This window comes from Mesorhizobium kowhaii, from assembly GCF_003253745.1.
Taxonomy (GTDB): Bacteria; Pseudomonadota; Alphaproteobacteria; order Rhizobiales; family Rhizobiaceae; genus Mesorhizobium; species Mesorhizobium kowhaii.
In genome coordinates this window covers 171,315-191,931 of the sequence record NZ_MZXV01000080.1, presented here as the reverse complement: position 1 = coordinate 191,931, position 20,617 = coordinate 171,315, and the positions used below count along the sequence as shown (strand labels likewise).

Genomic DNA, 20,617 nt, shown 5'->3' with positions numbered 1-20,617 from the left:
CGTTTGAAACCAGACGATGGCATTGGCGGCGAAACTACAGCTACGACAATCGCAGTCGCTGGTGATGACGCCGCAGCTGATGCAGTCGATTCGGCTGCTGCAGTTCACCCATGTCGAGCTCGAGCATTTCATCGACGAGGAAATAGAGCGCAACCCGCTGCTGGAGCGCGCCGAGCCGCAGGACGATGCCGCCAGTGATCAGTCGCAGAAGACCGAGGCGGAGCCGCAAGCCGCCGCCGACGGCGACTGGTTCGAAAACGAGACGCAGTGGAGCGCCGAGGCGATCTCGGACAAGCTCGATACGTCGCTGGAAAACCTGTTTCCCGACGATCCGGGGACGAGCGAGCGGCTCGGTCCCGACCTGACGGCGCAATGGAAATCGGCTTCCGGCAATGGCGCGAGTTCCTCATCCGAGGGTTTTGACGCCGGCGACATGGCGGCCGCGGCGATCACGCTGCGCGACCATGTCGGCGAACAGGTGGCGCTCGCCTTCGCCGATCCGGCGGCACGGCTGATCGCTGCCGACCTTGCCGACGGCCTCGACGAGACCGGCTATCTGCGCGCAGACCTGGCCGAGATCGCCGCCCGTCTCGGCACGGACGCTGCCGCGGTGAGCAAGGTCCTGGCGGTGTGCCAGACGTTCGAGCCAGCCGGCCTGTTTGCCCGCGACCTTGCCGAATGCCTGTCGCTGCAGCTTGCCGTGCGGGACCGGCTCGATCCGGCGATGAAGGCGCTGGTCGCCAATCTCGAACTGCTGGCACGGCGCGATTTCCATGCGCTGAAACGGATCTGCGGCGTCGACGAGGAGGATCTGCTCGACATGCTGGCCGAGATCCGGGCCCTTGATCCGCGGCCGGGCATGGCGTTTTCAGGCGGCGCCAGCGACGCGATCGTCGCCGATGTCGAGGTGCGCGCGGCCAATGACGGCAGCTGGACGGTCGAGCTCAATGCCGAAACGCTGCCGCGCGTGCTGGTCGACCATATCTATTTCGCCCAGGTTTCGCCGCAGGCAAAGAACCAGGCGGAAAAGGACTTCCTCGCCGAATGCCTGCAAAACGCCAACTGGCTGACGCGCAGCCTTGACCAGCGGGCAAAGACCATCCTCAAGGTCGCCTCGGAAATCGTTCGCCAGCAGGATGCGTTCCTCGTCCATGGCGTGCGCCAGCTGAAGCCGCTCAACCTGCGCACGGTGGCCGATGCCATCGGCATGCACGAATCGACGGTCAGCCGGGTCACCGCGAACAAATACATGCTGACGCCGCGCGGCGTGTTCGAACTGCGGTACTTCTTCACCGCCTCGATCGCTGCGTCGGGTGGCGGCGATGCGCATTCCTCGGAATCGGTGCGTGATCGCATCAAGCAGCTGATCGATGAGGAAAAACCCGTCGACGTGCTTTCCGACGATGCGATCGTCGACATGTTGCGCGAGAGTGGCGTCGATATCGCCAGGCGCACCGTCGCCAAGTACCGGGAAGGCATGAATATTCCCTCCTCGGTGCAGCGCCGACGCGAGAAACGGGCACTGGCCAGCGCCGGGCGCTGATACGGTTCGATTTTCCACAGGCCAGCACTTCATTGACAAGCCGCGGCGAAGTGGCTAGAAGCCCGCCCGCATGAGAGGGGCTAGATGCCCCCATGCGGATGGTCCGTCACGACGTTGGCCTCGGGACGGTCAAAAGGACGGCTTGTGATCAACCGGAAAGTTCGGATTTAAAATCGGCGCGAGTGACGCCGCAAAGCTTGTGCGCACGGACCACGAGTATAAACTCGGGCCAGTTTGAAGCCTGAGCAAGGAAGGTCAGTTTTCAGATGAATCTGCGCATATCGGGAAAACACATGGATATCGGCGATGCGTTCCGTACACGCATCAACGATCGTGTCGGCGAAGCGATCGGCAAATATTTCGATCGCGGTTTTGCCGGACACGTCACGGTCATCAAATCAGGTTCGCGCTATTCGGCGGATTGCATGATCCGGCTGGATTCCGGCGCCTCGCTGCAGGCCACCGGCGATGCCCAGGATCCGACGGTGGCCTTCGAGGCCGCCGCCGATCGCCTGGAAACCCGGTTGAGGCGCTACAAGCGCCGGCTGAAATCGCACAATTCGGGCGCCGCCAACGGCGATCTGACCGACATCGCCTACACGGTGATGGCGCCGCTGGCCGATGACGACGAGGACATCCCGGAGAATTTCGCGCCGGCCATCGTCGCCGAATCAACCATGACGCTGAAGACCATGTCGGTGGCGTCAGCGGTCATCGAGCTCGACACCAAGGACAGCCCGGTCTTCGTCTTCCGCAACGCCGGAAACGACCATCTCAACATCGTCTATCGCCGGCCCGATGGAAACATCGGCTGGATCGACCCGTCCACGACCAAGGTCGCACAAGGATAAGAGCCGGCCGCACGAGGGGTGAGGACTGGTGACGGCAGGCGAACAAGGGATTTTCAAGCATGGATCTGAGCGATCTTATCAACGTTCCGGCGATACTGCCGGCGTTGAAGGCGAACTCCAAGAAGCAGCTGTTGCAATTGCTGTCCGAACGGGCGGCGGCGATTTCCGGCATTCCGGAGCGGGAAGTTTTCGACACCATCCTGCAGCGTGAACGGCTGGGCTCGACGGGCGTCGGCAACGGCATCGCCATTCCGCACGGCAAGCTGGCCGGCGTGAAGCGCATCGCCGGGGTTTTCGCCCGGCTGGAGACGCCGGTCGATTTCGAATCGCTGGACGATCAGCCGGTCGATCTGGTGTTTCTGCTGCTGGCGCCGGAAGGGGCAGGCGCCGACCATCTCAAGGCCTTGTCGCGCATCGCGCGGGTGCTGCGCGATGCCGACACGGTGGCCAAGATCAGGGGTACGCGCGACGCCACGGCAATCCATGCGCTGCTGTCGGATACGCAAGCCTCGCACGCGGCCTGACATTTTTCTGGATTGGACCAGACTCAAGGGCCGCCGTGGGCGGCCCTGTCCGTTTGAGCCGGGTGCGCCGGGCTTAGTGAATGGCGACCGTGGTCAGGTCGTTTTCCATGGCGCCGGCCAGCGCGCGGTCGCGCGCGTCGGAAAGCAGGATCGGCTGGCCATTGGCGGCAAACAGCGCCCACAGTTCCATGCCGGGAGCGATTTCACCGAGGTTCGGGAAACGGCCGAGCAATTCGTCGCTCGAGACCTTGCGCAGATAGGCGACCGAGCCCTCGCCGAGATGGGCGAATTCGCCGCTGGTCATGGTGAGATTTTCGTCAGTTCTGGTCATTTCAAAGCCTCCTTGGCGCGAGGACGCCGCTCAAGGCCATCCCGCATTAGAGCCATCGGTAAAGATCAGTCTTTCACCGATATGTTTATTTTTCGTACCAGCCGTTCGGACTCCGGCCGATCGAGATCGATCGACAAAAGGCCGTTCTTCAGTTCCGCCGCGATCACCCGCATGCCGTCGGCCAGCACGAAACAGCGCTGGAACTGGCGCGCGGCGATGCCGCGATGAAGAAATTCGCGCTCGGTATCGTCGGTCTGACGACCGCGCACGACCAGCTGGTTTTCCTCCGTGGAGACATCGAGATCGCTTTCGGCGAAACCGGCGACCGCCAATGTGATGCGCAACCTTTCGGTCTTGCCGTCGGCGCCGCTGAGGCGTTCGATGTTGTAGGGAGGGTAGCTGTCACCGGACTTCGCCAGACGTTCCAGTGTCTTTTCCATGGCGTCGAAACCAAGGAGAAGCGGGCTGGAAAAGGGCGTCATTCGGCTCATGTTACACTGTCCTCTCAAGAGCGACATAAAGTGGAAAAACCCAGATGGCATTTTTCCCGATGGTCTTGATATGGTCCGCCCCGCGACCAAGTTCAAGCCGTCAAAAGACCCGCCCAAAAAGACCAGGTCGTGGACTCACAGGAATGATCGACATGGCGCTTGAAACGGCTAGCAGATGCAAGGAGAAGCGCGCAGGTCGGGATTGTCTTCCCCGGTCGAGCGGTTCGACATGGCAGCTCGCAGCCGCTTCGGCGTCATTTAGATGTTTCGATCGGATTCGTCCAAGTCCACGGCCTCGCCAAACAAGGAATTGAAATGCCTCAATCACGCAAGATCATCATCGACACGGATCCCGGCCAGGATGATGCCGTCGCCATTTTGCTGGCGCTCGGCAGCTCCGAGCTGGAGATCGTCGGCATCACCGCCGTTGCCGGCAACGTGCCGCTGAAGCTTACTGAAAAGAATGCCCGCAAGATATGCGAGCTGGCCGGCCGGCCGGACATCAAGGTCTATGCAGGCGCCATCCGGCCATTGATGCGCGAACTGGTCACCGCCGAGGAAGTGCATGGCAAGACCGGTCTCAACGGGCCGCAATTGCCCGAACCGACGATGAAGCTGCAGGAGCAGTATGCCGTCGATTTCATCGTCGAGACGCTGATGAAGGAAGAGAGCGGCACCATCACGCTTTGCCCGCTCGGGCCACTCACCAACATTGCGCTGGCGCTGATCCGCGAACCGCGCATTGCACCGCGCATCAAGGAAATCGTGCTGATGGGCGGCGGCTTCTTCGAAGGCGGCAACGTCACGCCGTCGGCCGAATTCAACATCTATGTCGATCCGCAAGCGGCCGACGTCGTGCTCAAATCCGGCATTCCGATCGTGATGATGCCGCTCGACGTCACCCACAAGGCGCTGACCACCGCCAAGCGCACGCAGGCCTTCCGCGCGCTCGGCACCAAGGTCGGCACGGCGACCGCCGACATGCTGGAATTCTTCGAGCGCTTCGACGAGGAGAAATACGGCACCGACGGCGGGCCGCTGCACGACCCCTGCGTCATCGCCTATCTGTTGAAGCCGGACCTGTTCAAAGGCCGCAACTGCAATGTCAGCGTGGAAACCACCTCGGAACTGACCATGGGCATGACCGTCATCGACTGGTGGAGCGTGACCAATCGGCCGAAGAACGCCATGGTGATGCGCGACATCGACCATGATGGCTTCTTCGCACTGCTGGTCGAGAGGTTGGGGAGGCTTTAGGCGCCTACATGTCGCCGGCACTGCTGCCTACGCTCGGGTAAGCCCGGGCGTAGGCTTCTGGGCGTCACGGATCGGGTTCATCCGTTGAGCAATCGGTACGTGTCGGTGCCATTCTGGTGGTGCTGTCGTTCGAGAGAAACTTCCGATCCGATCCTATGTGGCGTATCGACTTCGCCATCGACAAACACAACGGCATTGATGTCCTGAAGGCGGACTTCATAGGTGAAATAGAATCCGCGACCGATGGAAACTTTCGGATTTTGCGGCATCGTAACGTATTCGACGATGCCGCTCACGCGTTGCGTGTCGACAATCGGGCTATACTGCCTTGTCAAAATCGGCAAGGATTTCACCAGAGCAATCGCACAGAATAAAGCCACGCCGATCACTGCGTCTCGATATCCTGCTTGAAGCAGAATTAGTCGATTTCTAAGAGAAAGCCGTGTTTGGCCCATGCTGTATATTTGAGTGGAACAAGAGTTCACTTCAATAGAGCCGATCTAAAATATGTTGGCCAATTCGATCCTGATAAATGCCGGCCAGGACCGTTCACTCGCGAAGCAACCGGAAGGTATCGACCCCGTTCTCACGATATTGCCGTTCGATCGAAACGCTAGATCCGGCAGCTCGCGGCGCTGCGTCGTAGACGAATACCAACGGGCCATTTTCGTCGAGGCGGATTCCGTAGAGGTAGCGGAACCCGCCGGTGATCCCGGTATCAGGTGATGGAGAGGCGTCGAGCACGGTGGCGACTGTACCTGTCAAGCGCTCCAGCGTGACGATCGGGCTGCTCCGCCTTGCAATCGGGATGCCGATCACAAGAATGCACGTGCCGACGATCAGGCCAGTAATGACGATACCCCTGAGATTCTCCTGCAGGAGCATGAAGGCGAGGGCGAACCGCGCTTTTGCCATATGGCTCAATTGGCAAACCGGTAAGAGACGGAACCGTTGTCGTGGGTAGCGCGCTCAAGCCTGACGTTTGAGCCGATGAGGTGCGGTTGCTCATCGTCGACGAGCACCAACGAGTTGTCGTTGAGGGACAGCGCGTATGTGGTGCCGTGGCCTTTGCCCCAATAGACGCTTTTGATCGTTGCATCGAACACGTCAACAGATCGGATCGGACTCACTTCATTTGCAAGCCTGATAAAAAACAGGGCAACCAAAATTGCAAAAAAGACGCCTATGATGATTGCACCCGGCGTATCAAGTCGCGATTCCAAAGAAGTCCGCGGCACGAACCCTGGCCCCCTGTTCATGAAATCATGTGGAGACCAGAAATCCCAATTTCAATGCATCGGCTTGATGCCCTGACGAACGCATGTCGCCAGTGTCGGTGCTTTAGCGGCCTTGTTAACTACTTCGACCGTGAAAACGCCAGCCACAGGCCGCCGCCGACCAGGAAGCTGCCGCTGATCCTGGACATGAGCTTGATGCGGCTGGCCGACAGCAGACGCCCGGCGCGACCGGCGGCCAGTGCATAGGTCGAATCCGATATGGCGGCGAAGATCATGGCGGTGAGGCCCATGACGACGATCTGCAGCGAGTAGTTGCCCTGAGGCGCGATGAACTGCGGAAAGAAGGCGCCGAAGAACACCAGCGTCTTGGGATTGCTGAGCGCCACCAGCAGGCCCTGCAGGAAGAAGCCGCCGCGCGGTTTCCTTGCCGTTCCATCAGCGTTCAACGTGCCCTTGGAACGGAACATCTGCACGCCCATCCAGATCAGATAGGCGGCGCCGATCAGCCTCACCCATTCGAACCAGTGGCCCATGCCCGAGATCAGCGTGTTGAGGCCAATGCCGACGATGGCGATCATCACGGCGAGCCCGGCCTGCGTGCCGGCGACATTGGCGAGCCCGGCGCGGGAGCCATGGCGGATGCTGTTGGCGATGATCAGCGTGACCGTTGGGCCGGGCACCAGGATGATGACGATGCAAGCGACGACATAGGCGGCGTAGAGTTCCAGCGACATGATTTTTCCCTTGGAATGCCGCCAGGGCGGCGCGGCTGACGATAATCAATGCATAGCTGCGCTGCCGGTGCAAGCCGGTACGCGAAGCGCTGCGATACGCCAGTGCACCCGGTTCAGGCGCCGGCCTGCCAGGGCAGCGTCGCCTCATAGGCGGCTGCCGCCTTGAGCACGGCGAGGTCACCGCGCGGGCGGCCGATCAACTGCATGCCCATTGGCCGGCCCTTGTCGTCGAAGCCGACCGGCACATTGACCGCCGGACAGCCGCCCAGGGTGGCGAATGCGGAAACCTGCATCCAGCGGTGGTAGCTGTCCATCGCTCGTCCGGCGACCTCGCGAGGCCAGTGCGTGCCGACATCGAAGGGGAAGACCTGCGCGGTCGGCAGCGCGACGAGGTCGAAGCGGTCGAAGATCGACAGCAGCGTTCGATGCCAGGACGTGCGGATGACCGAGGCCGCGCGGATCTGCGGCGCCGTCAGCAGCATCGCGTTCTCAACCTCCCAGACGGCTTCCGGCTTCAGCAGGCCGCGTTTCGAGGGATCGTCGTAGTGGGTTTTGAGCGCACAGCCGCTGCTGGCTTGACGCAGTGTCACAAAGGCCTGCCACAGAGCTTCGAAATCGAAATCGGGTCGTAGCGGTTCGCAGGGGAATGATGCATCGGCGAACCGGCCGAGCGCTGTCTCGCACAGGTCGACAATACCGGCTTCGACCGGCAGATGACCGCCGAGGTCGCCGAACCAGGCAATGCGGCCGCCAGTCATCGCTGTTCCAAGCCCATCGAGGAACGAGCTCGGCTTCTCATAGGACAATGGCGCGTGCGGATGATAACCCGCCTGCACGTCGAGCAGCAGGGCCATGTCGCGGACGTTGCGGCCCATCGGCCCATCGACACCCATCTGCGCATGAAAGACCTCGAAGTCGGGTCCGCCGGGAACAAGCCCTTGCGACGGGCGGAAGCCAAAAACATTGTTCCAGGCCGCCGGGTTGCGCAGCGAGCCGCCGAAGTCGCTGCCATCGGCGACAGGCAGCATGTCGAGCGCCAGCGCCACCGCCGCGCCGCCGCTCGAGCCGCCGGCGGTCAGGGCTGGATCGAAGGCGTTCAGCGTCGGCCCGAACACATTGTTGTAGGTGTTGGAGCCAAGCCCGAATTCCGGAACGTTGGTCTTGCCGATGATGATGGCGCCGGCGTCGCGGATACGCTCGACGAAGAAATCGTCTTCCTGCGGCACGAAATCGGCGAAGATCGGCGAGCCGAGCGAGGTCCTGAGGCCCGCGGTCGAGGCGAGGTCCTTGATGGCGATCGGCAGGCCGAAGAGCGGGCCGGTTTCGACATCTGCCCGCCGGGCATCGGCAGCGTCGGCCTCGCGCAGGATGTCGCCGCGGTCGCGCAAGGAGACGATTGCGTTGACCAGCGGATTGACCGTCTCGATGCGGTCGAGGAAAGCCGCGACCACCTCGTGGACGGAAAGCTTCTTTTGGCGGATCGCGTCGGCAAGTGCGACCGCGGACAGGCGGCAGATGTCGCCGGCCGGCGCCACGGCGTGTTTCGTCTGAGGGCGCAGCATCTCAATGAGTTTCCTGCAACGCCTGGTCGACATCCTTGGCCAGCGGGATCGCCGGCTGGGCGCCTGGCTTCAGGCAGGCAAGCGAGCCGGCCGCGCCGGCGCGTGCCAGCGCCTTGTCGAGCGCGAGGCCGGACGACAGGCTGGCGGCAAAATAACCACAGAATGTGTCGCCGGCCCCGACCGTGTCGACAGGGGTGATCTTCATCGCCGGAACGGTCAGGAAATCGCTTGGCGTCGCTGCCATCACACCGTCGCCGCCGAGCGTGACGACGATGGTGCGGCCGGTCTTCCCGGCATAGTCGCGCATGCGCGCCGCCCGGTCGCGGCCGTTCAGCGACAGCGCCTCGCCATAGAGGTCGAATTCGGTTTCGTTGGCTACGGCATAGTCTGCCTTGCCGAGAAAGGCCGCTGCTTCGCCTTGGAAAGGCGCGGTGTTGAGCACCGTGATGGCGCCGGCCACTCTTGCCTGGTCGAGCGCGGCATCGACGGTCGCCAGCGGAATCTCATGCTGCAGGAGTACGACATCGCCCTTTTTCAGAAAGGCTTTTGAGAGATCGCCGGGCACGACCGAAGCGTTGGCGCCCGGCACCACGGCGATGATGTTCTCGCCGTCGTCGCCGACCATGATCAGGGCTGTACCCGTCGAGGCAAAAGTCTCGGCGACGCCGGACAGGTCGACCTTGCCGTCGCGCAGCAATGCCAGCGCCTCGGCGGCGAAGCTGTCCTTACCAACGGCGCCCACCATGCGCACCGGGGCGCCGGCGCGTGCCGCCGCCAGCGCCTGGTTCGCCCCTTTGCCGCCGGGCGCCGTGGCAAAGCTTGAGCCGCCTACCGTTTCGCCTGGGCTCGGCAAGCGGTCGACATTGGCGATCAGGTCGAGGTTGATCGAGCCGATAACGATAATCAAGCAAGGCCTCCTGCCAGAACAAATTCAAATGTTGGAGCGTCCTTTGTGCATGCGGGCGAACGCCGGTCGTTCCAACCGCGCGGGAAGCTAACCTGTAAGGCCGCGGCTTGCCAGACCACGCGAATGGTCCAGCTCGATTTGTGGTTATTCACAGCGCACGGTGACCGTGCCCTGATAGTTGCCGGCAGGAAAGATACCGCTCGACTTGGTGGCGGTCAGGTCGACCTGCATGGGGTGGGTGCCGTTGATAACCCTCTGCGGCACGCTTCCGTTGTTGTCGACCCCCGAGCCGTCGAGACGGAAGACCGAGGCGAAGGTGACGTTGGTGCCGCCGCCGCTTGGCGCGGACGAGAACGCGGCAGGCGCCGGCGCCGAAACGGAATAGCAGTCCAGCAAGTTGAGCACGGAGCACGCCAGGGAACTTGCCACGATGGTGGCGCTCGCACTCGATCCGCCTGCCTGTTTGGAGCCCAGTATGCCGATGGCGGGATTTGCAGTCATCGTTCCCGACGCCCCGACCATGATGGTGCAGGTGCCGATGATCGCCGCTTGCACCGGAAGGCAGAGGCCGGCAAGTGCTGCCGTTGCAAGCAGCGCACGGTTATTTCTTCTTCTTTTTCTTGCCATCGCCATTTCCGGTCCTGATGCTCCAGCCTTCGTTGGCCCATCCGGGTGATGCGACCGCAGGAGCTGGAGCGCTGGCGGCCACGCTCGCCGTCTGGCCGTCGGCGCCGAGCCCCATTTTGAGGAGTTTCAGTTCCAGTTGCAGGCGCTCGACCTCAAGCTCGTAGAGGCGGCTGCAGTCGACGCGCTTCGGCGTACGCCCGATCGGGATCACCACGCGGCCGTAGGTGGCGACGTCATTGTTCGACTGGTTGTTGCCTCTGATGACGCCGAGGTCAACATAGGCGCCGGAACCGGAGACGGCGGAACGGCAGGTGGTGCCGTCGGAAGCGTGGACCTCGTCCTGCCCCTGAGGCAAGGTCACACCGGGCAGGTTGAAGCCGCTCTCATTTTGATTGAGATTGTAGATATCCTCGGCCAGAACCGACGAGATCCCCGCCGACATCACTGCAAGCGCGACTGTCAGGACTTGCGGTGCCCAAAAAACTTTCCGCATATCTGTGCCTTTATCTGGGTCTGCTGATTGGGAAAGGGGATGCTTTCGGTACAGATACGCACTTTACGCTCGGCGGCGCCGGCGAAGGGCACGACGACAAGGACAGGACGGGAGGCCTGGGAAGCCAGTTGGAAGACACTCGGAGAAATCCTGGCTTCCACCGGCTGAAAATCCTGATCGTAGACGTGGATTTCGACCCTGATCTTCTGGTCGTAGGGATTGGCCGGGAAAACCCGGACCGCGAAGGCGTCGGTGAAGCTGTTGACCTCGCCTCGCATCGGCGACATCGACTGGGCCACGGCGGCAATAGGCATCAGGCCGACGGCCAGCGCCGTCGCCAAGGTTCGAGCATGTGTCAAGGACCCCTCCTTCCGAGAGCTTATTCGCAGCGTACCGTCACCGTCGCCTGATAGCTTCCGGCGGCGAAGCGGTTGCTGCCGCCCTTGGTGCCGGCGAGGTTGACCGAGACAAGCGAGGCGCCGGGAGCGGTCAAGCTGCTGGCTGAACCCGTTTCGGCGACAGTGTGGGCGCCGCTGGCGGAATAGGTCGGCGTCCAGGTGGTGGCCGTCACATCGGCAGCCGGCGCCGAGGTGGTGGTGACCGGGTCTACGCTGAGCGACACACCTCCGGTCGTCGTCAGCGTGACCGTTCCGGCCGAGCCGCCACTGTTGTGCGAGCTTAGCGACTGCAGATCGGGGCTCACCGTCATCGTGCCGTTGGTGACGACCACGAGCGTACAGGTCGCGGTGATCGTGCCATTGAAAATGACATTTTGCGTTGTGGCCAATGCGGTCTGGTCAATACAGGTGACCAGCAGAGCTGCGCCGAAGGCGGCGCGAAACAGCGTCATCGAGACCTCCCATTAAGCCGGATCGCCCGAATTAATATGGGTCATCATCACTTTATCGTGGTTAATTTAGAGTTAACTTAAATAATTGATGAAAATAACAATCGGGTAAACCAGAGGTTGCCTTTGGTTGCAATCAAGAAAATCCGATGCAATAATCGTACCTATACTTGATAAGTCTGGCATTTATAGATTTTTCGGCAACATTTGAAAAAATCGACATTCACTGCGACACTTGCCCTGCTTCCCAACCCAGGATGGCGCGCTTGCGGGTCAGGCCCCAGTGATAGCCGGTGAGGTCGCCGGACTTGCCGATGGCGCGGTGGCAGGGAACCACGAAAGAGAGCGGGTTGGCGCCGTTGGCGGCGCCGACGGCACGGCTGGCGCTCGGCGCGCCGATGCTGGCGGCGATCGAGGAATAGGTGCGGGCGTTGCCCATCGGGATCTTGAGCAGCGCCTCCCAGACACGGACCTGGAAGTCGGTGCCGATCATGACGACATGCAGCGGCTGGTCGGGGCGCCACAGCGTCGGGTCGAAGATGCGCGCGGCATAGGGTCCCGTCGCGGCCATGTCTTCGACATAGATGGCGTTTGGCCAGCGGCTGGACATGTCGGCGAAGGCGGCGCGTTCCTCGCCTGGATCGCTGAAGGCGAGGCCGGCAAGCCCGCGGTCGGTAGCCATGATCAGGGCAGTGCCGAACGGCGAGGGGTGGTAGCCGTAGCGGATGGTGAGGCCTGCGCCGCGCGTCTTGTAGTCGCCCGGCGACATTGCTTCATGGGTGACGAAGAGGTCGTGCAGCCGGCCGGGGCCGGACATGCCCAGCTCGAACGACGTTTCGAGCAGCGGCATGCCCGAATCCAGCAGCTTGCGGGCATGGTCCAGTGTCACCGCCTGCAGGAAGGCTTTTGGCGACAGGCCAGCCCAGCGCGTGAACAGTTTCTGCAGGCCGGTCGGCGTCTCGCCGACCTCCTCGGCCAGTTCTTCCAGCGATGGCTGGTCGCGATAGTCGAGGCTGATCTTCTCGATGGCGCGGCGCACGATTTCGTAGTCGCTGCCTTCGGGCGTGATGTCCTTTTTGAGAACTGCTGTCTGTGTGCTCATGGAACTGTCTCCTTGGGCAGGAATATCGCCCCTTGGGGCGTCGGTCGCCACCCGAAACTTGCCTTCTTGCAGCGCATACCCAGATAGACTCGGGTTTCGGCTGAGGAATTGCTCATGGCTGGCGAGAAAGTGCATCTGACCGGGGAAAAGGAGACCTTGCTGATGACGCTCTACGGCAAGGCGCTGGAGAGCAGGTTGCAGGATTCGCTGCTCGTGGATCATTTCGCCGACGAGGCGGTGCTCAAGATCGACTATGATTTCTCAAGGCTCAAGGTCGACACCAATCTCGGTGTCGGCCTGGCGATCAGGGCAAAGACGCTGGATGTCCGCGTTCAGGACTTTCTCGCCAGAAATCCCGACGCCATCGTGCTGCATCTTGGTTGCGGGCTCGATACGCGCATCTTCCGCGTCGATCCACCACAAGGCGTGGACTGGTTCGATGTCGACTACCCGGAAGTCATCGAACTCAGGCGCAAGCTTTACCCGTCCCGCGACCACTGCCATCTGGTCGCTTCGTCGGTGACCGAACCGGGTTGGCTGGCTCAAGTGCCCCGCAATCGCCCGGCCATCGTGGTGGCAGAAGGACTGACTCCCTATCTTCCCGCCGACGAGGGGCCACGGCTGTTTGCGCGGCTCGTCTCGCATCTTGCCAGCGGCGAGCTGATGTTCGATGCCTACAGCCGTTTCGGCCTGAAGCTGCTTCGCCTCAATCCGACCATCAAGGCGACGGGAGCTCAGGTCCACTGGGCGATCGACGATCCGCACGAACTGGAGCTGGCCATTCCGAAGCTGCGGTTCGTCGAGGACATTTCGGCCTACAAGCCCGAACACGCCGCCCGTATGGGCTGGTCCGCCAAACTGTTCATCCGCCTCTGGAGACACATTCCCGCATTGCGCAAAGTCGGCAGGCTTTTGCGTTACCGGTTCTAGAATCAGCGCGCCTTGGCGGTCGCCAGTGCCCGCGAAAAGGCGGTGGCGAAGGTCTCGCGGTCGTCAGGGTTGAGGAAGCCACCGATCGGCACGTTCTGGCCGTGTCCTTCCACCGTCATCCGGGTGATGCCGATCTCGGCGTGACGGGCGACCGAGAACCGCGCCCAGAACGGGTTGAAGCGATGCGCTTGCGACTTCCCAGATGGTGCGGTCTTGCGGATGTCGAGGCTGGTGCGCGAGACCGACACCTCCTCGCGGGCACGTGCGGCACGATAGTTGGCGCGAAAAGCGATGTAGACGGCGACCACGTCGAGGCCGAAGAAGCCGAACACCGGCCAGGCGCCGCGCGACAGGAAAAACGCGCCTGTCACCAGCCAGCCGAACAGCAGCGCGCCCATCAGCATGGCAAAGCCGGTTTTGCCCAAAGACCGGTGCGGGGTCAGCAGTGCCTGAAAGAATGGTTCGTCGGCCTGGAATGAGGCGTTTGTGTCGCTCATGGCGGGATATTATAGGAAGGAAATGGCGAGCCCCAAGTCCAAAGAGTCATCCATGCCCAAAAAAGAGCTGTTGCCCGGCCGGCGTGACGGGTCGAACGCCAAGCCGCGCCCGCGGCGGGTGCGGCACTCGTCGCGCTACAGCCCGGCCGAAATGCACGAGATCTTCCGGCGCTTTGCCGTCCAGCGGCCGGAGCCAAAGGGCGAGCTCGAACATGTCAACGCCTTCACATTGCTGGTGGCGGTGGTGCTGTCGGCGCAGGCGACCGATGCCGGCGTCAACAAGGCGACGCGGGCGCTGTTCAAGGCCGCCGATACACCGCAAAAGATGCTGGCGCTGGGCGAAGCCAAGGTTGGCGACACCATCAGAACCATCGGGCTCTGGCGCAACAAGGCGAAGAACGTGATTGCGCTGTCGCAGGCGCTGATCCGCGACCATGGCGGCGATGTGCCTGATGACCGCGATCAGTTGGTCAAGCTGCCGGGGGTCGGGCGCAAGACCGCCAATGTCGTGCTCAACATGGCCTTCGGCCAGCACACGATGGCGGTCGATACCCACATATTCCGCATCGGCAACCGGCTCGGGCTGGCGCCCGGCAAGACACCGGAAGAGGTCGAGCAGGGACTGTTGAAGATCATCCCGGACGAATATATGCGCCACGCGCATCACTGGCTGATCCTGCATGGCCGCTATGTCTGCAAGGCGCGCAAGCCGGATTGCCCGGCCTGTGTCATCGCCGACATCTGCAAGGCGCAGGAGAAGACGACCAGCATTCCGGCACCGCTGATCGAGCTCGCGCCGCTCGATTCAACACCTTAACTCTCCTCCACAAACACCTCCTCGCGCTTTTTCTTGACCGCGGGCAGGAAGACGATGACGAGCACGGCGAGCGCAATGAGCAGCAGGCTGGCGCTGATCGGTCTCGTCACGAAGGTGACCGGGTCGCCGCGTGAGAGTATCATGGCGCGGCGCAGGTTTTCCTCGAGCAGCGGGCCGAGCACGAAGCCGAGCAGCAGCGGCGCCGGTTCGCAGCGCAGCTTGGTCAGGAGGTAGCCGAGGAGGCCGAAGAAGGCGACGGCGTAGAGGTCGTAGACGTTGCTGTTGACGCTGTAGACGCCGATCGAGCAGAACGCCATGATGATCGGGAAGAGCACGTAATAGGGGATCGTCAGCAGCTTCACCCAAAGCCCGATCAGCGGCAGGTTCAGGATGATCAGCATCAGATTGCCGATCCACATCGAGGCGATAATACCCCAAAACAGCGCCGGCTGTTCGGTCGCGACATTGGGGCCGGGCACGATGCCCTGGATGATCATCGCGCCGATCATCAGCGCCATCACCGGGTTGGCCGGAATGCCGAGCGTCAGCATCGGGATGAAGGAGGTCTGCGCGCCGGCATTGTTGGCTGATTCCGGTCCGGCGACGCCTTCGATGGCGCCCTTGCCGAACTCCCCCGGATTTTTCGAGATGCGCTTTTCGACTGTGTAGGAGGCAAAGGCTGCAAGGATCGCACCGCCTCCCGGCAGGATGCCGAGCGCCGAACCGATGATCGTTCCGCGCACGATGGGCGCTGCCATGCGCCGAAAGTCCTCGCGGGTCGGCATAAGGCCGGTGACCTTTCGGATCAGCACCGAGCGCTCGTCCTCGTTTTCGAGGTTGCGCAGTATCTCGGCGACGCCGAAGACGCCGACCGCCACTGCAACGAAATTCAGCCCGTCGGCATATTCGCGGATACCGAGCGTGAAGCGCGGCGTGCCGGTGTAGATGTCGGTGCCGACAATGCCGAGCAGCAGGCCGAGCACGACCATCGCCAGCGCCTTGACAATCGAGCCGTGGGCGAGCGCGACGGACGAGACGAGGCCGACGATCATCAGCGAAAAATACTCGGCCGCGCCGAATTTCAGCGCTATCGCCGTCAGCGGCGGGGCAAAGATGGCGACGAGGAAAGTCGACACCGTGCCGGCAAAGAACGAGCCTATGGCCGCGATCGCGAGTGCCGCCCCGGCGCGGCCGTTCTTGGCCATCTGGTAGCCGTCGATCGCGGTGACGGCCGACGAGGATTCGCCGGGCATGTTGATGAGAATGGCGGTGGTCGAGCCACCATATTGCGCCCCGTAATAGATGCCGGCGAGCATGATGAGGGAGGAAACCGGGTCGCCAATCTGGAAGGTGATCGGCAAGAGCATGGCGATGGTTGCGGTGGCGCCGATGCCGGGCAAGACGCCGATCAGCGTGCCGAGAAGGACGCCGATCAGGCAGAAACCGAGGTTTGCCAGCGATGTGGCCGTCGAAAAGCCGAGCGCGAGGTTGCCGAGGAGTTCCATGTTCATCGCCTCATAATGGCAGCCATGGGCCGAAGCGCCGGAACGGCAGGCCGAGCGCGTAACTGAAGACGAGGAACGCAAACAACGTCAGGCCGGCCGACAGCGCGAGCGCGGTCAGCGGCTTCATGCGGCTGCTGGCAAACGACGCGATCAGCGCCGTCAGGAAGATCGACGGGATGAAGCCGAGGCCGCGCACCGTCAGGCCGAAGAAGATCGGAGCAGGGAGGATGAACAGCATGCCGCGCCACGCAATGTGCCCAATTGGCTCGCTGCTATCGAAGCGAACTGCCTGGACGAGGATGATGGCGCCCAGCAGGATCAGCACGATCGCCAGGACCAGGGGAAAATAGCCTGGTCCCATGCGGAAGGCGGTGCCGATTTCGAGGCCGAGCGACTGCAGCGCGAAACATGCGCCGAAGCCGATGAACAGCGCGGCGCATATGGCGTTGACCCTGTCGACTGCGAAAGGTTTCATGACATCCTCCCAGGCCCGCGCCGCGGGCGCGCCGCTGCATGCGAAAACGGGGCCGAAGCGAAAACGGGGCGCCGGCGGCACCCCGTTTGAAGCCCTCAGTCGGCGTACTGGCCGGCGGCTTCGATAATCGGCTTCCAGCGCGTGATCTCGCCTTCCAGCTTGGCCTTCAGCGCGGCAGGCGTTGCGTCGGCCTCGGGCGACGGCTTGGTGCCAAGTTCGGCGAAGCGGGCCACGACGTTCTGGTCCTTCAGCGCGACCTGAAGCGATTTCGACAGGCGTTCAGTGATCTCAGTCGGTGTGCCCTTGGGTGCATAGAGGCCGTGCCAGATGCCGACCTGCACCTGAGGAAGGCCCGCCTCCGTTGCCGTCGGGACGTCCTTCAGGACATCGAGGCGTTCCGGCGAGGTGACGGCATAGGCCTTGATCGTGCCGCCCTGGATCTGCTTGGTGGTGTTGGTCGTCTGGTCGCACATGATGTCGACCTGACCACCAAGAAGATCGGTCATGGCCGGGCCGGTGCCCTTGTAGGGCACGGTGACCAGCGGTGTGCCGATGGCGCTCATGAACAGCATGCCGCACAGATGCGAGGCCGCACCTATTCCGGCATTGGCGACGGTGAGGCTATCCTTGTTGGCCTTGGCATAGTCGACCAGCCCCTTCAGATCGTTCGGCTCAAGGTCCTTGCGGCCGACGATGGTCATCGGCACCTCGGTGACGAGGCCGACATATTCGAAGGCGTTCAGCGTGTCGTAGGCGAGCTTTCTGTATAGCGTTGCGCTTGTCGCCATGCCGATGTGATGGAGCAGCAGCGTATAACCATCCGGTTCGGCGTTGGCGACGCGGCCCGCGCCAAGCGTGCCGCCGGCGCCGCCGACATTCTCGACGATGACCTGCTGGCCGAGATCCTTCGACATGGCTTCCGCGACGAGGCGCGTGACCGTGTCGGTCGGGCCGCCGGCCGCAAACGGTACCACAACGGTGATGGTGCGCTCAGGATAGGTCTGCGCACCCGCGGCGAACGGATAGAGCGTGACGGCCGCAGCGGCAGCCAGAGCGGCGACAAATTTTCTCATCGTGATCTCCTCCCAGGATATAAATCTCCAACCGCTGCGCGGAGTTCCTCCCAAGACCGGCTGCGGATAGAGCAACAACTAGCGCAAGCTAGCAGATTGCAATCGGCCTCAAACGGCAAACTGCGATTCTCTGCCGTTCCTCCGCTCTATTCTAGTAGCCGTAGCCGCGTGCCATCGCCGCCGCAAACACCGGGATCAGCAGGAAGATGAATGCCTCGGCGCGGATGTAGGTTTTCACCGAAGCAAGCTCGGCTGCCGGCACTAGGAACGAGGGATTGGCGCCTGCCTGCCTGTTCCAGGAAATGAAGCGGACGGTCGGGATGATCGACAGCAGGCCGACGATGCCAAACGCCGCCATCTTGGCCCAGAACACCCAGTTGTAGACGTAGAATTCCCAACCCTTGAGGCCATAGAAGACGCGGCCGATGCCGACGATGATGATCAGCGCGGCGATGATGCCATAGTGACGGTCGATGCCGGCGAGCCGCTTGAGCGTGGCGGCGGCCAGATTGCCGCGGATCAGCACGAATTCGGCGCCGATGATCCCTGCCAGGGAAAACACCAGCAGATGGTGGACGATGGCAAGCACAAGATCGGTGGTGTCCATGCTTTTCCCCTTGTTGGCAGGCACTGAGACCGGCCACGCTGAACCAGTCACCTTGCCAAGGGTAGCATCGTTCCGCAAGATTCCCACACGCGAGCTCGCTTTCGACCTAGCCGTGAGCGTCATTGACGCCAGTTCCTGACAGCCTAGAAGTTGCGCGCATGACCGGATTGAAGCGCACCCTGAACCCGATGCCAGACGATGTCAGCGCTGTCCTGGTGGAGCGCGGTTTGATAACGGCCTATGAGGCGCGGCCGGATTACCAGAAGAACGATTATCTCGGCTGGATCAGCCGTACCAGGCGGCCGGATACCAGGCAGAAACGGCTCGACCAGATGCTGGACGAGCTGCAGCGCGGCGGCGTCTACATGAACATGGCCTGGCGCGGCTGAGCGCGATTTTCTCGTCTGGAAGATGACATGCTCTGCCTTGGCCCTTGCCTGGCCCGGGCAATTTGCTACGCGCCGGGTAGACAAGCGAGGCAGAACCCATGAGCAATCCGCAATTAACCAGTGCTCCCGTCATCGAGACGCAGCGAACCATCCTGCGGGCACATCGGCTGGGAGATTTCGACGCCTATGCGACGATGTGGACCGATCCCGTCGTCACCCGTTTCATCGGTGGCAAGCCGCGCACGCGCGAAGAAAGCTGGATGCGCTTCCTGCGTCATGCCGGCCTGTGGTCCCTGCTCGGCTATGGCTTCTGGGCGATCGAGGAGAAGGCGACGGGCCGTTTCATCGGCGAGGCCGGTTTTCACGATCTGAAGCGCGATATGGAGCCGTCGATCGAAGGCATTCCCGAGGCCGGCTGGGCGCTGGCTCCGGCCGTTCACGGCGCAGGCTTCGCCACCGAGGTGGTTGGCCGCGTCCTGGCATGGGGCGAAGAGATTTTCGGGCCTGCGAAAACGGTCTGCATCATCGATCCGGAAAACGCCGCTTCGCTGAACGTTGCGAGGAAGTGCGGTTACCGGGAAGTGGTCCGGACCACCTACCACGACGCCCCGACCATCCTGCTGGAGCGGCTGCCCTGAGCAGCGTCATCGACTGGACATACCCGCTCTGCTAAGCATCGATCGCAGTGCGAAGGGGGGATGATCGATGCATGCATTGAAGACGACAGCCATCAAGTTTTTCTGGGCAGGGCTTGTGCTCGTGCTGACATTGCGGCTGGCGGCAGCCGACGCGACGGTGCCGACCGCCGATATCGAGGGCGCCGCAGACAACCAACTCGCCAAGCGATACGAAGGCTCGTTCATCGTCTCCTATGAGAAATTGGCGTTCACCGATTTCAGTGTGCCGCTGTCGCCGCTGAAGCCAAGCGCCGACCCTGACGCGCGTGATGCGATGAACAATCGTGTCTTCGCACCCGACAAGAAGGCCGAGGTCGAGGGCGCTTTGACTCGCATCGCCTATGTGCTGCCGGCCGAGCGCTCGCCGCTCGAAGTGCTGCGCAACTATCAGGATGTGGTTGAGGCGGCCGGCGGCGAAATCCTGTTCGAATGCAAGAAGGAGGAATGCGGCGGCGCCGCTGACCGTTCGTCGAGCGGCGGCGGCGGCGACATGAGCCTGACGATGTATTCCTTCCATGAGAGCGATCTCAAGGACGCGGCCTTTTCCAATGGCGCATGCGCGCTGACCTCAGGCATCAACGACCAGCGCTATTTCTCGGCCAAGGTGCCGCAGGACGGCGGCGACGCCTATGTGACCGTGCAGACCTATTCGATGACTGACGATCTCTACTGCAAGGAGCTCAACGGCCGCACCGTCGCCGTCGTCCAGGTGCTGGAACCCAAGGCGCGCGACAAGAAGATGGTGGTCGTCGAGGCGGCCAAGATGGCGGATTCGCTGTCCGCCACCGGCAGCATTTCGCTGTACGGCATCTTCTTCGACACCGACAAGGCCGACATCAAGCCGGAGTCAGAACCGACACTGAAGGAGATTTCGACACTGCTGGCAAACGAGCCCAGCATGGCGGTGATCGTCGTCGGCCACACCGACAATCAAGGCGCCTTCGACTACAATCTCGACCTGTCGTCGCGGCGGGCGCAAGCGGTCAAGGCAGCACTTGTGGCGAAGTACGGCATTGACGGGGCGCGGTTGACCGCTGCCGGCGCCGGCATGATGGCGCCTGTCGCCAGCAATGAAGACGAGGCGGGCCGCGCCAAGAACCGCCGTGTGGTTCTGGTCAAATTGAACTGACGCAGCCCCGG

At 62.4% G+C, this 20,617-nt stretch carries 27 protein-coding genes; 9 read left to right on the top strand and 18 right to left on the bottom strand.

Going from position 1 to position 20,617, the window contains the following annotated elements; all coding sequences use genetic code 11:
* The first annotated feature begins 16 nt into the window (after positions 1–16).
* From rpoN to ptsN, 3 genes are all read left to right on the top strand, one after another.
* Entirely contained in the window at positions 17–1,543 is a 1,527-nt protein-coding gene (gene rpoN / locus B5V02_RS36450; RefSeq protein ID WP_111548786.1) for an RNA polymerase factor sigma-54, read from the top strand.
* Between the two features lie 266 nt (positions 1,544–1,809).
* Positions 1,810–2,394, top strand: a complete 585-nt coding sequence (hpf, locus tag B5V02_RS36445) for a ribosome hibernation-promoting factor, HPF/YfiA family (RefSeq protein WP_111548785.1) — start codon at positions 1,810–1,812, stop codon at positions 2,392–2,394.
* Positions 2,395–2,453: 59 nt separating this feature from the next.
* Positions 2,454–2,918, top strand: a complete 465-nt coding sequence (gene ptsN / locus B5V02_RS36440) for a PTS IIA-like nitrogen regulatory protein PtsN (protein ID WP_111548784.1) — start codon at positions 2,454–2,456, stop codon at positions 2,916–2,918.
* Between the two features lie 73 nt (positions 2,919–2,991).
* Here the strand turns inward: ptsN and B5V02_RS36435 are convergent, their stop codons facing one another.
* Both B5V02_RS36435 and B5V02_RS36430 read right to left on the bottom strand, forming a co-directional pair.
* A complete protein-coding gene (locus tag B5V02_RS36435) occupies positions 2,992–3,249 on the bottom strand; it encodes a BQ00720 family protein (protein WP_095084707.1) in 258 nt (85 codons plus the stop codon).
* Between the two features lie 65 nt (positions 3,250–3,314).
* A complete protein-coding gene (locus B5V02_RS36430) occupies positions 3,315–3,740 on the bottom strand; it encodes an Hsp20 family protein (protein WP_111548783.1) in 426 nt (141 codons plus the stop codon).
* A gap of 315 nt (positions 3,741–4,055) precedes the next feature.
* On the opposite strand from B5V02_RS36430, the gene B5V02_RS36425 reads away from it, so the two are divergent.
* Positions 4,056–4,997, top strand: coding sequence for a nucleoside hydrolase (locus B5V02_RS36425; protein ID WP_111548782.1), 942 nt, complete (start codon positions 4,056–4,058; stop codon positions 4,995–4,997).
* A gap of 77 nt (positions 4,998–5,074) precedes the next feature.
* On the opposite strand, the gene B5V02_RS36420 is transcribed toward B5V02_RS36425, so the two are convergent.
* The 11 genes from B5V02_RS36420 to B5V02_RS36370 all read right to left on the bottom strand — a co-directional run bounded on the left by B5V02_RS36420 (position 5,075) and on the right by B5V02_RS36370 (position 12,507).
* Positions 5,075–5,386, bottom strand: a complete 312-nt coding sequence (locus B5V02_RS36420) for a hypothetical protein (RefSeq protein WP_167458810.1) — start codon at positions 5,384–5,386, stop codon at positions 5,075–5,077.
* 160 nt (positions 5,387–5,546) lie between these two features.
* The gene (locus B5V02_RS36415) at positions 5,547–5,921 is read right to left on the bottom strand and encodes a hypothetical protein (RefSeq protein ID WP_146606216.1); all 375 of its coding nucleotides are present in this window, start codon (positions 5,919–5,921) and stop codon (positions 5,547–5,549) included.
* Positions 5,918–6,235 (bottom strand): hypothetical protein, encoded by a 318-nt coding sequence (locus B5V02_RS36410; RefSeq protein WP_146606215.1) that lies wholly within the window; start codon positions 6,233–6,235, stop codon positions 5,918–5,920. Before B5V02_RS36410 ends, B5V02_RS36415 begins: the two co-directional genes overlap by 4 nt.
* A gap of 119 nt (positions 6,236–6,354) precedes the next feature.
* Entirely contained in the window at positions 6,355–6,969 is a 615-nt protein-coding gene (locus B5V02_RS36405) for a LysE family translocator (protein ID WP_111548778.1), read from the bottom strand.
* Between the two features lie 113 nt (positions 6,970–7,082).
* Positions 7,083–8,531, bottom strand: coding sequence for an amidase (locus tag B5V02_RS36400; RefSeq protein WP_111548777.1), 1,449 nt, complete (start codon positions 8,529–8,531; stop codon positions 7,083–7,085).
* Between the two features lies 1 nt (position 8,532).
* Positions 8,533–9,438: a ribokinase gene (locus tag B5V02_RS36395; RefSeq protein ID WP_111548776.1), complete on the bottom strand. Its 906-nt coding sequence runs from the start codon at positions 9,436–9,438 to the stop codon at positions 8,533–8,535.
* Positions 9,439–9,582: 144 nt separating this feature from the next.
* Positions 9,583–10,065 (bottom strand): hypothetical protein, encoded by a 483-nt coding sequence (locus B5V02_RS36390; RefSeq protein WP_167458809.1) that lies wholly within the window; start codon positions 10,063–10,065, stop codon positions 9,583–9,585.
* Positions 10,040–10,558, bottom strand: coding sequence for a hypothetical protein (locus tag B5V02_RS36385; RefSeq protein ID WP_111548774.1), 519 nt, complete (start codon positions 10,556–10,558; stop codon positions 10,040–10,042). Before B5V02_RS36385 ends, B5V02_RS36390 begins: the two co-directional genes overlap by 26 nt.
* The gene (locus tag B5V02_RS36380; protein ID WP_111548773.1) at positions 10,525–10,917 is read right to left on the bottom strand and encodes a hypothetical protein; all 393 of its coding nucleotides are present in this window, start codon (positions 10,915–10,917) and stop codon (positions 10,525–10,527) included. The genes B5V02_RS36385 and B5V02_RS36380 overlap by 34 nt, the downstream gene beginning before the upstream one ends.
* Positions 10,918–10,937: 20 nt before the next feature.
* The gene (locus B5V02_RS36375; RefSeq protein WP_111548772.1) at positions 10,938–11,408 is read right to left on the bottom strand and encodes a hypothetical protein; all 471 of its coding nucleotides are present in this window, start codon (positions 11,406–11,408) and stop codon (positions 10,938–10,940) included.
* Between the two features lie 220 nt (positions 11,409–11,628).
* Positions 11,629–12,507 (bottom strand): methylated-DNA--[protein]-cysteine S-methyltransferase, encoded by an 879-nt coding sequence (locus tag B5V02_RS36370; protein ID WP_111548771.1) that lies wholly within the window; start codon positions 12,505–12,507, stop codon positions 11,629–11,631.
* A 114-nt stretch (positions 12,508–12,621) separates the two neighbouring features.
* On the opposite strand from B5V02_RS36370, the gene B5V02_RS36365 reads away from it, so the two are divergent.
* Positions 12,622–13,437: a class I SAM-dependent methyltransferase gene (locus B5V02_RS36365; RefSeq protein WP_111548770.1), complete on the top strand. Its 816-nt coding sequence runs from the start codon at positions 12,622–12,624 to the stop codon at positions 13,435–13,437.
* A 2-nt stretch (positions 13,438–13,439) separates the two neighbouring features.
* Here the strand turns inward: B5V02_RS36365 and B5V02_RS36360 are convergent, their stop codons facing one another.
* Positions 13,440–13,934 carry a DUF2244 domain-containing protein gene (locus B5V02_RS36360; RefSeq protein WP_111548769.1) on the bottom strand — a complete coding sequence of 165 codons (495 nt, stop codon included), beginning with the start codon at positions 13,932–13,934 and terminating at the stop codon, positions 13,440–13,442.
* A gap of 22 nt (positions 13,935–13,956) precedes the next feature.
* Between B5V02_RS36360 and nth the strand changes: the two genes are divergently transcribed.
* Entirely contained in the window at positions 13,957–14,751 is a 795-nt protein-coding gene (nth, locus tag B5V02_RS36355) for an endonuclease III (RefSeq protein ID WP_111548768.1), read from the top strand.
* On the opposite strand, the gene B5V02_RS36350 is transcribed toward nth, so the two are convergent.
* The 4 genes from B5V02_RS36350 to B5V02_RS36335 all read right to left on the bottom strand — a co-directional run bounded on the left by B5V02_RS36350 (position 14,748) and on the right by B5V02_RS36335 (position 18,411).
* On the bottom strand, positions 14,748–16,256 hold the full coding sequence (locus B5V02_RS36350; RefSeq protein ID WP_111548953.1) for a tripartite tricarboxylate transporter permease: 1,509 nt from the start codon (positions 16,254–16,256) through the stop codon (positions 14,748–14,750). The genes nth and B5V02_RS36350 overlap by 4 nt on opposite strands.
* A gap of 10 nt (positions 16,257–16,266) precedes the next feature.
* Entirely contained in the window at positions 16,267–16,731 is a 465-nt protein-coding gene (locus B5V02_RS36345) for a tripartite tricarboxylate transporter TctB family protein (protein WP_111548952.1), read from the bottom strand.
* 95 nt (positions 16,732–16,826) lie between these two features.
* A complete protein-coding gene (locus B5V02_RS36340; RefSeq protein ID WP_111548767.1) occupies positions 16,827–17,804 on the bottom strand; it encodes a tripartite tricarboxylate transporter substrate-binding protein in 978 nt (325 codons plus the stop codon).
* A gap of 151 nt (positions 17,805–17,955) precedes the next feature.
* Entirely contained in the window at positions 17,956–18,411 is a 456-nt protein-coding gene (locus tag B5V02_RS36335; protein WP_111548766.1) for a DUF2214 family protein, read from the bottom strand.
* 158 nt (positions 18,412–18,569) lie between these two features.
* On the opposite strand from B5V02_RS36335, the gene B5V02_RS36330 reads away from it, so the two are divergent.
* The 3 genes from B5V02_RS36330 to B5V02_RS36320 all read left to right on the top strand — a co-directional run bounded on the left by B5V02_RS36330 (position 18,570) and on the right by B5V02_RS36320 (position 20,606).
* Positions 18,570–18,800, top strand: a complete 231-nt coding sequence (locus B5V02_RS36330) for a YdeI/OmpD-associated family protein (RefSeq protein ID WP_111548765.1) — start codon at positions 18,570–18,572, stop codon at positions 18,798–18,800.
* A 98-nt stretch (positions 18,801–18,898) separates the two neighbouring features.
* Positions 18,899–19,438, top strand: a complete 540-nt coding sequence (locus B5V02_RS36325; RefSeq protein WP_111548764.1) for a GNAT family N-acetyltransferase — start codon at positions 18,899–18,901, stop codon at positions 19,436–19,438.
* 67 nt (positions 19,439–19,505) lie between these two features.
* Entirely contained in the window at positions 19,506–20,606 is a 1,101-nt protein-coding gene (locus B5V02_RS36320) for an OmpA family protein (RefSeq protein WP_111548763.1), read from the top strand.
* Positions 20,607–20,617 lie beyond the last annotated feature (11 nt).

Bases quoted from the DNA above. Each gene is read 5' to 3' on its own strand.
- rpoN (WP_111548786.1), top strand. From the start codon at position 17: ATGGCATTGGCGGCGAAACTACAGCTACGACAATCGCAGTCGCTGGTG.
- hpf (WP_111548785.1), top strand. From the start codon at position 1,810: ATGAATCTGCGCATATCGGGAAAACACATGGATATCGGCGATGCGTTC.
- ptsN (WP_111548784.1), top strand. From the start codon at position 2,454: ATGGATCTGAGCGATCTTATCAACGTTCCGGCGATACTGCCGGCGTTG.
- B5V02_RS36435 (WP_095084707.1), bottom strand. From the start codon at position 3,249: ATGACCAGAACTGACGAAAATCTCACCATGACCAGCGGCGAATTCGCC.
- B5V02_RS36430 (WP_111548783.1), bottom strand. From the start codon at position 3,740: ATGAGCCGAATGACGCCCTTTTCCAGCCCGCTTCTCCTTGGTTTCGAC.
- B5V02_RS36425 (WP_111548782.1), top strand. From the start codon at position 4,056: ATGCCTCAATCACGCAAGATCATCATCGACACGGATCCCGGCCAGGAT.
- B5V02_RS36405 (WP_111548778.1), bottom strand. From the start codon at position 6,969: ATGTCGCTGGAACTCTACGCCGCCTATGTCGTCGCTTGCATCGTCATC.
- B5V02_RS36400 (WP_111548777.1), bottom strand. From the start codon at position 8,531: ATGCTGCGCCCTCAGACGAAACACGCCGTGGCGCCGGCCGGCGACATC.
- B5V02_RS36390 (WP_167458809.1), bottom strand. From the start codon at position 10,065: ATGGCAAGAAAAAGAAGAAGAAATAACCGTGCGCTGCTTGCAACGGCA.
- B5V02_RS36385 (WP_111548774.1), bottom strand. From the start codon at position 10,558: ATGCGGAAAGTTTTTTGGGCACCGCAAGTCCTGACAGTCGCGCTTGCA.
- B5V02_RS36375 (WP_111548772.1), bottom strand. From the start codon at position 11,408: ATGACGCTGTTTCGCGCCGCCTTCGGCGCAGCTCTGCTGGTCACCTGT.
- B5V02_RS36370 (WP_111548771.1), bottom strand. From the start codon at position 12,507: ATGAGCACACAGACAGCAGTTCTCAAAAAGGACATCACGCCCGAAGGC.
- B5V02_RS36365 (WP_111548770.1), top strand. From the start codon at position 12,622: ATGGCTGGCGAGAAAGTGCATCTGACCGGGGAAAAGGAGACCTTGCTG.
- B5V02_RS36360 (WP_111548769.1), bottom strand. From the start codon at position 13,934: ATGAGCGACACAAACGCCTCATTCCAGGCCGACGAACCATTCTTTCAG.
- nth (WP_111548768.1), top strand. From the start codon at position 13,957: ATGGCGAGCCCCAAGTCCAAAGAGTCATCCATGCCCAAAAAAGAGCTG.
- B5V02_RS36350 (WP_111548953.1), bottom strand. From the start codon at position 16,256: ATGGAACTCCTCGGCAACCTCGCGCTCGGCTTTTCGACGGCCACATCG.
- B5V02_RS36345 (WP_111548952.1), bottom strand. From the start codon at position 16,731: ATGAAACCTTTCGCAGTCGACAGGGTCAACGCCATATGCGCCGCGCTG.
- B5V02_RS36340 (WP_111548767.1), bottom strand. From the start codon at position 17,804: ATGAGAAAATTTGTCGCCGCTCTGGCTGCCGCTGCGGCCGTCACGCTC.
- B5V02_RS36335 (WP_111548766.1), bottom strand. From the start codon at position 18,411: ATGGACACCACCGATCTTGTGCTTGCCATCGTCCACCATCTGCTGGTG.
- B5V02_RS36330 (WP_111548765.1), top strand. From the start codon at position 18,570: ATGACCGGATTGAAGCGCACCCTGAACCCGATGCCAGACGATGTCAGC.
- B5V02_RS36325 (WP_111548764.1), top strand. From the start codon at position 18,899: ATGAGCAATCCGCAATTAACCAGTGCTCCCGTCATCGAGACGCAGCGA.
- B5V02_RS36320 (WP_111548763.1), top strand. From the start codon at position 19,506: ATGCATGCATTGAAGACGACAGCCATCAAGTTTTTCTGGGCAGGGCTT.